The organism is Ruegeria sp. CDSB113 (assembly GCF_059611045.1).
This window is the reverse complement of the sequence record NZ_JBXWOU010000020.1, coordinates 23,287-36,112: the sequence shown is the minus strand read 5'-3', so window position 1 is coordinate 36,112 and position 12,826 is coordinate 23,287. Positions and strand designations below refer to the sequence as shown.

Annotated in this window: 11 protein-coding genes; 3 read left to right on the top strand and 8 right to left on the bottom strand. The window is 58.2% G+C overall.

Annotation, left to right across the window (positions count from 1 at the left end):
- Window positions 1-97: 97 nt before the first annotated feature.
- The gene (locus AC2FIS_RS22195) at window positions 98-985 is read left to right on the top strand and encodes a DMT family transporter (protein WP_496775462.1); all 888 of its coding nucleotides are present in this window, start codon (window positions 98-100) and stop codon (window positions 983-985) included.
- Here the strand turns inward: AC2FIS_RS22195 and AC2FIS_RS22190 are convergent.
- Complete coding sequence (locus AC2FIS_RS22190; RefSeq protein WP_496775461.1) at window positions 961-1,482, bottom strand: glutathione peroxidase; 522 nt, start codon at window positions 1,480-1,482, stop codon at window positions 961-963. The genes AC2FIS_RS22195 and AC2FIS_RS22190 overlap by 25 nt on opposite strands.
- A gap of 145 nt (window positions 1,483-1,627) precedes the next feature.
- Here AC2FIS_RS22190 and msrB point away from each other — a divergent pair, with 145 nt between their 5' ends.
- Both msrB and msrA read left to right on the top strand, forming a co-directional pair.
- Window positions 1,628-2,077 carry a peptide-methionine (R)-S-oxide reductase MsrB gene (gene msrB, locus AC2FIS_RS22185; protein WP_058279328.1) on the top strand — a complete coding sequence of 150 codons (450 nt, stop codon included), beginning with the start codon at window positions 1,628-1,630 and terminating at the stop codon, window positions 2,075-2,077.
- Complete coding sequence (msrA, locus tag AC2FIS_RS22180) at window positions 2,074-2,583, top strand: peptide-methionine (S)-S-oxide reductase MsrA (protein WP_496724389.1); 510 nt, start codon at window positions 2,074-2,076, stop codon at window positions 2,581-2,583. Before msrB ends, msrA begins: the two co-directional genes overlap by 4 nt.
- A gap of 35 nt (window positions 2,584-2,618) precedes the next feature.
- Here msrA and AC2FIS_RS22175 read toward each other — a convergent pair whose 3' ends face one another.
- The 7 genes from AC2FIS_RS22175 to AC2FIS_RS22145 form a co-directional block, all read right to left on the bottom strand.
- Window positions 2,619-2,786, bottom strand: a complete 168-nt coding sequence (locus tag AC2FIS_RS22175; RefSeq protein WP_496724388.1) for a YegP family protein — start codon at window positions 2,784-2,786, stop codon at window positions 2,619-2,621.
- A gap of 249 nt (window positions 2,787-3,035) precedes the next feature.
- On the bottom strand, window positions 3,036-5,042 hold the full coding sequence (locus AC2FIS_RS22170; protein WP_496775458.1) for a hydantoinase/oxoprolinase N-terminal domain-containing protein: 2,007 nt from the start codon (window positions 5,040-5,042) through the stop codon (window positions 3,036-3,038).
- 72 nt (window positions 5,043-5,114) lie between these two features.
- Window positions 5,115-6,152 (bottom strand): tRNA epoxyqueuosine(34) reductase QueG, encoded by a 1,038-nt coding sequence (gene queG / locus AC2FIS_RS22165; RefSeq protein WP_496775454.1) that lies wholly within the window; start codon window positions 6,150-6,152, stop codon window positions 5,115-5,117.
- A gap of 78 nt (window positions 6,153-6,230) precedes the next feature.
- A complete protein-coding gene (gene fzlA / locus AC2FIS_RS22160) occupies window positions 6,231-6,896 on the bottom strand; it encodes an FtsZ-binding protein FzlA (RefSeq protein ID WP_496724382.1) in 666 nt (221 codons plus the stop codon).
- A 58-nt stretch (window positions 6,897-6,954) separates the two neighbouring features.
- Window positions 6,955-7,689: a monofunctional biosynthetic peptidoglycan transglycosylase gene (gene mtgA, locus AC2FIS_RS22155; RefSeq protein WP_496775453.1), complete on the bottom strand. Its 735-nt coding sequence runs from the start codon at window positions 7,687-7,689 to the stop codon at window positions 6,955-6,957.
- Window positions 7,690-7,850: 161 nt separating this feature from the next.
- Window positions 7,851-12,383, bottom strand: a complete 4,533-nt coding sequence (gltB, locus tag AC2FIS_RS22150; protein WP_496775451.1) for a glutamate synthase large subunit — start codon at window positions 12,381-12,383, stop codon at window positions 7,851-7,853.
- Window positions 12,380-12,814: a GFA family protein gene (locus AC2FIS_RS22145; protein ID WP_496775448.1), complete on the bottom strand. Its 435-nt coding sequence runs from the start codon at window positions 12,812-12,814 to the stop codon at window positions 12,380-12,382. Before AC2FIS_RS22145 ends, gltB begins: the two co-directional genes overlap by 4 nt.
- Window positions 12,815-12,826: the final 12 nt, after the last annotated feature.

Genomic DNA, 12,826 nt, shown 5'->3' with positions numbered 1-12,826 from the left:
TGAATGCAACAAGCGAAACCTGTGTTTATTTTGACGCGCGGCGCTTGCGCGTTTCAGATAATTCGGAAACAGTCGCGGCGTTTGGGAAAGGGTCACCATGGATTTGCGCGCCATAGCCGTGGGGCTGGCATTTGCCTTCATCTGGTCGTCAGCCTTTACCTCGGCGCGGATCATCGTCGCCGATGCGTCGCCCCTGTTTTCATTGGCGCTGCGGTTTCTGATTTCAGGGTTGCTGGGGGTCGCGATTGCGCGGGCGATGGGCCAAAGTTGGAGGCTGACCCGCGCGCAGTGGTACGCGACCATCCTGTTCGGAATATGCCAAAATGCCCTTTATTTGGGTCTGAACTTCTACGCAATGCAGACCGTGCAGGCATCCGTTGCGGCGATTATTGCATCAACAATGCCCCTGATCGTCGCGCTGGCCAGCTGGACCCTTTTCCACGAAAAACTTCGACCGCTGGGCGTGTTCGGGTTGCTGGCCGGTTTCGCGGGCGTCGCGTTGATCATGAGCAGCCGGATAAGCGCGGGCGCAGACCTGTTTGGCGTCATGTTGTGCGGGCTTGGGGCACTGGCGCTCAGCTTTGCGACCTTGGCTGTGCGCGGGGCAACCTCCGGCGGCAATTTCATGATGGTGGTCGGACTTCAGATGCTTGTGGGCGCGGCAATTCTGTTCCTCGCAGCCCCCGTATTCGAGACGATCTTCATCCATCCCAACGGTCCTTGGTTGCTGGCGTTTGCCTACACAACGCTGTTCCCCGGCCTGCTGGCGACGCTGATTTGGTTCATGCTGTTGAACCGAATCGGCGCGATCCGGGCTGCGACTTTTCACTTTCTGAACCCGGTGTTTGGTGTGGCCGTCGCCGCAGTTTTCCTGGGCGAAAAACTTGGGCCCATGGATGCAGTAGGTGTCGGTATCACAACGCTGGGTATTCTGGCGGTGCAGTTGTCCCGGCAAACCGATCAGCGGAGCAAGGCCTCAACCTGACGCAACAGTTTCGGTGAATCCGGATTGACGTTCGAACCATAGGTCGCAATCACTTCACCTGCTGGATCAATCAGGATCTTGTTGAAATTCCACTTGGGTACGAATCCCGTCTGCTGAGCAACCGCACGGTAGAACGGATGGGCCGCAACGCCCTTTACTGACGTGATGTCGGTCATGGGAAAGGTCAAGCCATAGTTAATCTCGCAGAACTGTTTGACCTCTGCCGCCGTGCCCAATTCCTGATTGAACGAATCCGAAGGGACGGCCAAAACCACGAGACCTCGATCAGCATAGGTGTCATGAATCTTTTGCAAGCCAGCATATTGCCCTGTGAATCCGCAATGGGATGCCGTGTTCACAACCAGTATCGGCTTGCCTCGCCAATCCTCAAGGGACAAAGTGCCGCCGTCGATCGAGACAAATTCACCAGTCAAAGGTGCTGCTTGAACCACGCGGGCAACCAGCAATAGGGCGAATAACAGAAGCAGTCTGAACATGGCGTCACCTCCTTTATTGTGAATTACGTACGCGTCTGGCATTCGGATCACCTGCACGAGAACGCGAGCCGGCTGAAATATGATTTTGATTTCCGCGCCACTGTGCCCAAATAGAAACCCAGATCGCATCAACACCGGAGAAGCCATGACCCGCTACACCAAAGACCCCGAGGCCATTGCCGCTCTCTCACCCGAAGAATACCACGTAACCCAACGCAGCGGCACCGAACGCCCTGGCACCGGAAAACTGCTGAATAACAAGGAACCAGGTATCTACGTCGATATCGTCTCGGGCGAACCGCTGTTTGCCTCAGCCCACAAATACGAATCCGGGTGCGGTTGGCCCAGCTTTACCAAACCCATCGTGCACGAGCATGTCGAAGAAATCGAAGATCGCACGCTTGGGATGATCCGGACCGAGGTCCGCTCGAAACATGGGGATAGTCATCTGGGGCATGTGTTTCCTGACGGTCCGCGCGAACACGGCGGGCTGCGTTACTGCATCAACTCTGCCTCATTGCGGTTCATTCATCGCGATGAGATGGAGGCCGAAGGGTATGGCGAATACCTGATCCATGTGGAGGACATCCAATGACCACTGAACGCGCTGTTCTTGCCGGAGGTTGCTTTTGGGGCATGCAGGACCTGATCCGCAAGCTACCCGGTGTGTCTGGCACCCGCGTCGGCTATACCGGCGGCGACGTACCCAACGCCACCTACCGCAACCACGGCACTCATGCCGAAGGGATCGAAATCATTTTCGACCCCTCGCGGATTACCTATCGCGACCTGCTCGAGTTCTTCTTTCAGATCCACGACCCGACAACTGTGAACCGTCAGGGCAATGACCGCGGGATGAGCTATCGCTCGGCCATTTACTATGTGAATGCCACCCAAAAACAGATGGCGGAAGACACGATTGCCGATGTGAATGCCAGCGGCATCTGGCCGGGCAAAGTCGTCACCGAGGTCGAACCCGTAGGCGATTTCTGGGAGGCCGAGCCCGAGCATCAAGATTATCTTGAGCGCATCCCCAACGGATATACCTGCCACTTCCCACGCCCCGATTGGGTTCTGCCCAAACGCGACGCAGCTGAGTAAAATGGCGGCGCGTGTCCGACGCGCCGCCAAACCTTTTACTCATAGACCGGTGCGCTGCCCGAACCCCTAACTAGTCTGATCCCATTTAGGGCGTCGGACTTGTTGCGATACCCTTCACCAGAATCCGCGATAGTAAGGTGGTTTGCAGCCTTGAGTGTCCAACGCCAATCGTTGGAAAGGTCTCGATATAGTTTAAAGTACATAACAGTACCTCCTAATTTGCGCGATTTCATGCCCGCACTTGATATAGAATACTGCTTTGCGCTTGACCGTTTACGCCAGACTATGTGAGTCTCGACGTGTGTTTGGAGACACAGCCCGTTGCTCAGCAGCGGTTTGCACCCGGGAATCCCCGGGTGCATTTATTTTATCCACAAGCCAAACACTGAGTCGAATCCAAATTTAGAACATCCTACCATAACTTGTGGATAGGGCGCTTGTTTTTGCTTTTTCTAGTAGCTTTTGGCCACCCTTGGGCGCCCGCTGGCTTCGACCGTGATCATCGCTTCGACAAACACGTCCTGCGCTTCGATGCGCGCGGTCCGGATGTCGCGATCGACAACCACCCGAATATCTGCCGCTCCGGCCTGTCGCACTGCGCCCTCGGCCTGATCCCTCAGAACCGTTTCCAGCAACGCCAAGGCCTTGTCGGATTCCGTGAAATCCTGCGGTCCTTCTTCCAGATGAACCCGGTAGCGCCCTTCGGACGGGGACGTCACCGTTCCCGATCTGCGCAGTGTAAGCCGGCCAACAACCGCCCCGATCGCGTTGGCCACGCCTGCGTGTTCCGGCAGGATCATCGCGCAATGCAAACGATCCCCGACAGCCGGGTAATAGCTTGAAGCCGAAGCGCCAAGACCTACCACATCCACGTTCAGAGATGCGTCCAGCGCCAGCAAACCGCGATGCCGCGCCAGCCCTTTCTGCATCAGGACATGCCGAGCCAGGTCAAAAGGCGGTAGACCAAATCCTTCGGTTTCTTCCGCAAAAGCGGTCTCTAACAAGGTCAAAGATGTTTGTTCGGTCAGTTGATCCACGATCATCTGCGCCAACTGTTCCGGGGTGGCGGCCAATCTGTCGCCAGTCCCCACCCGCTTGCGCGCAACCAGCTCCAACGCCTTGTGGGCTGCGTCCGCATCCCAGGCATCCAATCGGTCCAAAACATGGCTGGCATCCGATGGCGTCACACCCGAAACCTGAACGACACCGCGATCCACCAGACGCGACAAAGCTCCGTTCTCCATACGGGTGCGCAGCAGGTCACTTAGGGGCATGACGTTCTCGCCCAGCCTCTCCAACAGCGACTCTTCGCGCGCACCAAACCCGTCGGCGTTGATGCCGGGAACACGGCGGGCGAACCGCGTGTCATGCTCACCCACAGTCGTCGCCCTTAGTTGGGTATCCAAAACGGCGTGAACGACCTCAGGTGCCTCGGCGGCAATCAGGGAAACCGGCAGCACCCGTCGCGGCCCCAAAAACACGCCCCCACCCAGCCCTTCGGTGACCACATGCACCTGGCTGTCTCCACCCAATCCGTGGGTGCGCATCGCCACGGCCTCAACCATGGTACGAAACCCGCCGACCTGCGCGCCCGCTGGGTCAATCGCCGGCTTGCCGTCCCGGATCAGCGCGACATCGGTGGTCGTACCACCAATATCTGACACCAGCGCGTTTTGAACCCCTGTCAGCCAGCTTGCACCGACGATTGAGGCCGCAGGACCACTAAGGATGGTTTCAATCGGCCGCTCACGCGCCTGTTCTGCGCTCATCAGCGCGCCGTCACCACGCACAACCATCATCTGCGCTTTAATACCCAGATCAATCAACTGATCCTGCGCCCGCCCGATCAGACGGTCGATCATCCCGATCAGTCGCGCGTTCAGAACGGCAGTCACCGCCCGTTTCGGACCATTCAGCTTGGCCGAGAGTTGATGAGAGCACGTCACCGGAGCACCAGTTTTCTCAGCAACAATGCGCGCAGCCTGCAATTCATGTGCAGGATTCCGTGTGGCAAATTGCGCTGCAACCGCAAAACCGGAAACGTCCTGATGCGAGGCTAAAAAGGTTTCTAATGCATCTACATCCAACGGCGCTGCTTCGCCGCCAGCATGTGTATGCCCACCGCCGATCACAAGCGCCGGATCGCCCTTCAGCGCGTCCCGCAGCCCATGTTTCTCAAGGTCCGTATCCTTAAAGCCAATGTAAATCAGCGCAACGCGGCCACCCTGCCCTTCGACTAGGGCGTTGGTTGCCAACGTGGTCGACAAGGACGCCATCGAGATCTGGTCCGGCGATACTTGTGCCTGATCCAACACCGCCGAAATCGCTTGACCTACGCCAATGGCCAAATCGGACCGTGTGGTCAGGGATTTGGCCGAGGCGATCACCTCTTTCTCATCCCGGATCAGCACTGCGTCCGTATAGGTTCCACCCGTATCCACCCCCAAAGCCAACGCCATCGGGATCTCCTTCCTGTTCGCTGCCGATGGGTGTAGCGGTTTGGACCGACACGTCCAGCCTGTTTGCGTCACTTACGATAATCGTTTCACCGCCCAGCGCGCGGCGTCCGCCACCGTTGGGTCAGGATCATCGGCAAGCGACTGCGCCACCGGCATCAAATCCGACCGCTCCGAGTTGCCAATCGCGTAAAGCACATTGCGCACAAACCGATCCCGCCCGATCCGCTTGATCGGGGAACCCGAGAACTTTGCCCGAAACGCTGCGTCATCCAACACAGCCAATTCCGCCAAAGCGGGTGCCTTCAAATCGTCACGCGCTGCATACCGCACATCGCTCGCGGCAACGGCGAATTTGTTCCACGGACACGCGGCCAGACAATCGTCGCAACCGTATATCCGGTTGCCCAGTTTGGGGCGCAATTCTTCATCAACCGGCCCCTTGTGCTCGATTGTCAAATAGGAAATGCAGCGCCGCGCATCCAACTGGTAAGGCGCAGGAAACGCATCAGTCGGGCAGGAATCCAGACAGGCCCGGCACTTCCCGCAATGATCCGTTTCAGCCATGTCTGCGGGCAGGTCCAGGGTCGTAAAAACAGATCCTATAAAAGTCCAATTTCCCCAATCGCGACTCACAAGATTGGTGTGCTTCCCCTGCCAGCCTAAGCCAGCCGCGTGCCCCAATGCCTTTTCCGGCACAGGCGCAGTATCGACAAAGACCTTTACCTCTCCACCCGCTTCCGCAATCAGCCAGCGCGCCAGCCGTTTCAACCGCTTTTTGACCAGATCGTGGTAATCCTTGTTCTGCGCATAAACGGAGATCGCCGCCTTGTCCGAATGGTTCAGAATGTCGGTCGGATCATGCTCAGGCGTATAACTCTCGGCCAACATGATCACCGACCGCGCCTCGGGCCACAATTCAGCCGGATCGCCACGCCAATGGGTCCGTTCGTCCATCCACCCCATCTGCCCGTGGTACCCGGCATCCAAAAACGCCTGCAAGCGCGACGGCACCTCGGGCACGCCCCAAGGCCGGCAAATGCGACAGGATACAAACCCCTCGCTCAGCGCCTGTGCCACAAGCTTTTCTTTTAGACCTGATCCACTCTTCATCTGGCTGCAAATATCCTCGGGGGTGAATTGGCCCAACGGGCCAAGAGCGGGCAGACAGCCCCCTGAACCCTGACCCTATCAGAAATCCAGATCGGCGTAATGCGGCGGTGGCCGGAACCCGGGGACCTGATCCGCCAGAATCGAACGGAAAGCAGGCCGCGATTTAATCTTGGCGTACCAATCCTTGACCGCCTGAGATCGGTTCCAATCCACGTCTGAGATATAATCCAGCGCCGACAGGTGCGCAGCAGCGGCAAAATCGGCCAGTGTCATCTGATCCCCCGCCAGCCAGCGCCGATGATCCAGCAGCCATGCCATATAATCCAGATGATACTTGATCGCCTTTGCGCCTGCCTTGACGTTTTTGCTGTCGGGATAACCCTCGCCCGTCACCTTCTTGTTTACCCGTTCGTACAGCAGTCTCGATGTGACCTCGTGATGGAACTTGTCATCAAACCAACCCACCAAGCGCCGCACCTCGTAGCGTGCTTCGGGCTTTTTTGGCATCAGCGGTGGTTCCGGGCGGGTTTCCTCGATATACTCACAAATGGCGGCGCTCTCCGCCAAAACCTGCCCATCAAGACGCAATACCGGTACTTTTCCGGCAGGGTTGCGGCGCAGGAAATCCGGGTCTTGTTCCCAGTATCGTTCCTCGACCAGCTCAACTTCGATCTTCTTTTCCGCAAGCGACAGGCGCACCTTGCGGCAATACGGGGACAGGGGAACATGAAACAGACGCGCCATAATCTTCCAATCGAACCAGTGAATACCCCCCAGCTTTAGCCTTGAGGGGCATAGGGTTTCAATCCTCGAAACAATCCGCGCGACCATCTGCGCGGATGGTGGCCGCCCCATCCAGTATGGATGCCGCCCGTCTGCGGGTCCGAACCGATGGGTCTGTGACGGATCTGTTACGAGGGGACGGCAGGATCGCCGCAAGCCGTGCGGCCTGTACTGGGGACATCTTGGCCGCACTTGTTCCGTAATACCGCTGTGCCGCGGCTTCGACCCCGAATACCCCCTGTCCGGTCTCGGCAACGTTCAGATAGACCTCCAGAATCCGCTGTTTGCTCCAGAAGATTTCGACGACGGGCGTAATCGACGTTTCAAATGCTTTGCGCACCCAACTGCGCCCCTGCCACAGGAACACGTTCTTCACGACCTGCTGGGTAATGGTCGAGGCCCCCCGGCTGCCGCCATCCTCCAGCGCATCGCGGATTGCTTCAACGTCAAAGCCCCAATGCAGGCAGAAATTGGCATCTTCGGCAGCGACCGCAGATCTGCCCATAACCGGGGCGATATCCTCAATCGGCACCCAGTCACGCTCTACTTTTCCCAATCGTCGCCATTCGGACCAGATCGTATGAGTCACCGGCGGATTGACCACCGAGTACAGCAGAACCAACCCAACGATGAAGGCCACGACACCCAAAGCGGCGCGTGTGACCCAACGACGAATCCGCGGGATCAGTGGCTTTTTTGTTTTAGACGCCTTGCTTTTCTTTTTGCTCGACTTGCGCGCTGCTTTTCTTGCCATTGTGTTGCTATACGACGCTGTGGACGGGTTTGGAACGGTTTATGTTACGTGGCCTGAGCGTTGCGCGGCTAAGTAATCCGAGGCAAGTCCGGGACGTAAATTGAAAACCCCGCGTGTCCTTGGTGACACGCGGGGGTCTGATTTGGTCTAACTATTTCCGCTTACTCGGCGGGAACAGCAGTTGCCTCGGTTGTCAGAGGGTGGCTGAGCTTGTTCAGCATCTCTTTGGGGCAAACCTGCAGGAAGTTCGTCTTTTCGACCTCCCAGTGCTGCAGAATGTCGGCGGCCTTGCGACTGTTGGTTTCAGCCTGATGTGTTTCGATCAGCGATTTCAACTGATCTTCCCAATGGTCGACGGTCACCGGACAGGTCACCAGCGTTTCCATGTTCATCAGCTGCTGGGCCTTTCCTTCGGGGTCGTACAGATAAGCCATACCGCCCGTCATGCCTGCGCCAAAGTTGGCACCAATGCCACCCAGGATCACCGCAATACCACCGGTCATGTATTCACAGCCGTTCGAGCCACAGCCCTCGATCACCACAGTGGCGCCCGAGTTCCGTACCGCGAACCGCTCACCCGCGCGGCCAGCCGCAAACAGGTGACCATCGGTTGCCCCGTAAAGAACGGTGTTGCCAATAATGGTGTTCTCGTCCGCTTTCAGGGGGCTGACCTGCGGCGGACGCACGACGATTGTGCCCCCGGACAGGCCTTTACCGACATAGTCGTTGGCATCACCCGACACCTCAAGCTTCAGACCCGGGGCCGCGAAGGCCCCCAGCGACTGACCGGCCGAGCCTTGCAGTTTCACGTGCAAATGGTCCGGCTGGAACGTGTTCCGCATCCCGAAATTCTGCACGATATGGCTGGAGACTCGCGTGCCCACGGTCCGATGCGTGTTCTGAACCGCATAAGACAGCTGCATTTTCTCGCCGTCTTTCAGGAACCGTGCGGCATCGCGCACAATCTCCGCATCCAGCGTATCGGGCACCGCGTTCCGGTCTCTGTCACGGTTATATACGATGTTATGGGCACCATCGACCGTGATCAGCAGCGGGTTGAGGTCCAGATCATCCAGATGTGCCGAACCACGGCTGACCTGTGCCAGCAGATCTGCCCGTCCGATGATGTCGTCAATCGACCGCGCACCGAGGCTGGCCAGCAACTCGCGCACTTCCTGTGCGTAGAAGGTGATCAGGTTGACGACCTTATCGGCATTACCGGTGAACTTTGCCCGCAGGGATTCGTCCTGCGTACACACACCAACGGGGCAGGTGTTCGACTGACACTGACGCACCATGATACAGCCCATCGCGATCAGCGCTGCGGTGCCGATACCGTATTCCTCGGCCCCCATCATCGCAGCCATGACGATGTCACGACCGGTGCGCAAGCCACCATCGGTCCGCAGGGTCACACGGTCTCTCAGGTTGTTCATCGCCAGAACCTGATGCGCCTCGGTCAGGCCCATCTCCCACGGCAAACCGGCGTATTTGATGCTGGTCGCGGGCGAAGCCCCTGTGCCGCCATTGTGGCCCGATATCAGGATCACGTCCGCTTTGGCCTTGGCCACACCGGCGGCAATCGTGCCAACACCCGAAGACGCCACCAGTTTCACCGTGACCTTGCAGCGCGGATTGATCTGTTTCAGGTCATAGATCAGCTGCGCCAGATCCTCGATCGAGTAGATATCATGGTGCGGTGGTGGCGAGATCAGGGTCACGCCCTTGGTCGAATGACGCAGACGTGCAATCAGGTCGGTGACCTTCATGCCCGGCAGCTGACCGCCTTCACCGGGTTTTGCACCCTGGGCGACCTTAATCTCCAGCTCTTCACACTGGTTCAGGTATTCGACGGTCACCCCGAATCTGCCCGAAGCGACCTGTTTGATCTTGGCCGACGGGTTGTCACCGTTGGGCTCTGGCACGAAATGCGCCGGGTCTTCACCCCCTTCACCCGAGTCGGATTTCGCACCGATCCGGTTCATCGCAACGTTCAGCGTCTTGTGCGCCTCGGGCGACAGCGCGCCCAGCGACATGCCCGGCGTGACAAAGCGCTTGCGGATCGAAGTGATCGATTCCACTTCTTCAATCGGGATCGGCTTGCCCAGCGGTTTGAAATCCATCAGATCGCGCAGATGGATCGGCGGGTTCGACTGCATCTTGGCCGAGTATTGCTTCCACAGCTCATAGGACGCGCGGTTACAAGCCATTTGCATCATATGCATCGATGTCGCTTCCCACGCGTGGGTCTCACCCGATTTCCGTGCTTTGTAGAATCCACCGATGGGCAGCACGTCCAGACCATTGACCCATGCCTTGGCGTGGATCTCCTCGGCCTTGGTCTGAATACCGGTAACGCCGATACCGGAAATCCGGCTGGTCATTCCAGGGAAGTATTCGGCCACCATCGCACGGCTCAGGCCAACGGCCTCAAAGTTCAGGCCGCCGCGATAGGACGAGATTACCGAGATTCCCATCTTGGCCATGATCTTCAACAAGCCCTGATCAATCGCTTCGCGGAAGCGGGCGACATTTTCGGTCAGAGTCCCGTCCAGAAGGCCGCGATCAATACGGTCGGCCAGCGAATCCTCGGACAGATAGGCGTTCACAACGGTCGCACCACAGCCAATCAAAACCGCGAAATAGTGCGGGTCGACACATTCCGCCGAGCGTACGTTCAACGAACAGAATGTCCGCAGTCCCTGACGGGTCAGGTGCGAGTGCACCGCGCTTGTGGCCAGGATCATGGGCATCGCCACACGACCTTCGCCCGAGTTCATGTCAGACAGCACCAGGTGCCCAGCGCCGGACCGTACGGCCTCTTCTGCTTCGGCTCTAACACGGGCTAATGCGTCGCTTAGTGCGCCTTGGCCGGGCTCAAAGCTACAATCGATCTCGGCCAGCGGTGCATCAAAGCTTTCAACCAGCTTGTCCCATTGCGCATTGCCGACAAAGGGGCTTTCCAGAACTACAATCTCGGTCTGGCTGCTGTCCTCATCCAGCACGTTCTTGAGGTTCGCAAACCGCGTTTTCAACGACATCACGCGGTATTCGCGCAACGAATCGATCGGCGGGTTGGTCACCTGGCTGAAGTTCTGCCTAAAGAAATGGCTGAGCGGGCGGTATTGCTTAGACAAAACCGCCGAGGGCGTATCGTCACCCATCGAGGCCAGCGCCTCTTTGCCATCTTCCGCCATCGGGGCGAGGATCTGCTCCAGCTCCTCAACCGAATAACCAGCCGCGATCTGACGCTTGCGCAGTTCCTCTCCTGAAAAAATCGGGGTTTCGGTCACGCCTGCCAGCGTGGCATCCAGATCGTGAATCTTGCCGACCCATTCGCCAAATGGCAGCGCACGGGCCAGTTTGTTCTTGATCTGTGTGTCGCGGAACAACTTGCCCTTCTTCATGTCGACGGCCAGCATTTGACCCGGGCCAAGGGCGCCTTTTTCGGTTACGGTGGCCTCATCAATCGGCACCATCCCGGCCTCGGACCCTGCGATAACCAGACCATCGCCAGTTACGACATAGCGCATCGGGCGCAGCCCATTCCGGTCCAGTCCCGCACAGACCCAACGACCATCCGTCATCGCCAGTGCGGCAGGGCCATCCCACGGCTCCATCACCGAGTTGCAGTAGGAATACATATCGCGCCACGCCTGCGGCAGTTCGACTGCCTGTTTGGACCAGCTTTCCGGCACCAGCATGGTTTTCGCCATTGGGGCCGAACGACCCGCACGCACCAGAACCTCGAATACCGAGTCCAGAGCCGCCGAATCCGACGAACCACCTGCGATGATCGGCTTGATGTCCTCGGCATAGTCACCAAAGGTGCCGCTGGCCATGCGGATCTCATGGCTTTTCATCCAGTTGATGTTGCCCTTCAGCGTGTTGATCTCGCCGTTATGGGCCAGCATGCGGAAAGGCTGTGCCAGCCACCACTGCGGGAACGTATTGGTCGAATATCGCTGGTGGTAGATGGCAAAGGCACTTTCAAAGCGCTCGTCCATCAAATCGGGGTAGAACACCGCGACCTGCTCGGCCAGCATCATGCCCTTATAGATGATCGACCGGCAGCTGAGCGAGGCTAGATACAAATCTGAAATCCCGGCGGCCAGTGCCGCCTTTTCGATGCGGCGACGGATCACATAGAGCTCACGCTCAAACGTGTCTTCATCCACACCTTTTGAGTTCGAGATCAGGATCTGCTCGATCTCAGGGCGGGTGGCGTTGGCTTTTTCACCCAAGCAGGTCACATCGACCGGCACATGACGCCAGCCATAGATGTAATAGCCCATGCGCAGGACTTCGGTTTCCACGATGGTCCGGCATTGTTCCTGCGCACCGAAATCGGTGCGTGGCAAAAAGACCTGACCAACCGCAATCAGTTGATCCAGTCGCGGCTCATGTCCGGTGCGGCGGATCTGGTCATAGAAGAACGGAACCGGGATCTGCACGTGGATACCCGCGCCGTCACCCGTCTTGCCGTCTGCGTCCACCGCGCCCCGGTGCCAGATTGCCTTAAGCGCGTCGATCCCGGCATCCACCACCTTACGCGACGCTTTGCCGTCAATCGAAACCACAAGACCTACGCCGCAAGAAGAATGCTCTTCATCTTCGGAATAGAGACCATTTTCGGCCATCCATTTGCGCTTGGCTTCTTCGGCCCGCACCCAATCGGCATCATATTTGGTCATTGGCTGTCTCCTTCTTCCGGCTGGGCATACATGGCTTCGACCTCGGCTTTGGTCATCTGCCGGCGCTCTCCTGCGAACGCGTAGCCCTCGGGCTTTTTATCTATGTAAAGTTCAAGTTTCAGCGGGTTGCCGGTGTCGTCGAAAAGACCGGCAGCCATTTGGGTTTGTCCGTGCATCTCGCCCGGCAAAGTGATCCGGTACCACAACGCCGAACCACAGTCCGAGCAAAACGCCCGCTCGGCCCATTCCGACGAGGTGTAGGTCTTGACCGGTCCCAAGGCGGCATAGCCGGGCTCGGCCGCGAAGGTTACCAGCATCGAACTGGTCCAGCGACGGCATTGATCACAATGGCAGGCTCCCAGCGAATCCCGCGCCGGGGTTGCGGTCACCGTGACCGCGCCGCACATGCATTGACCTTGCAATTCGGGCATCAGACCCTCCTG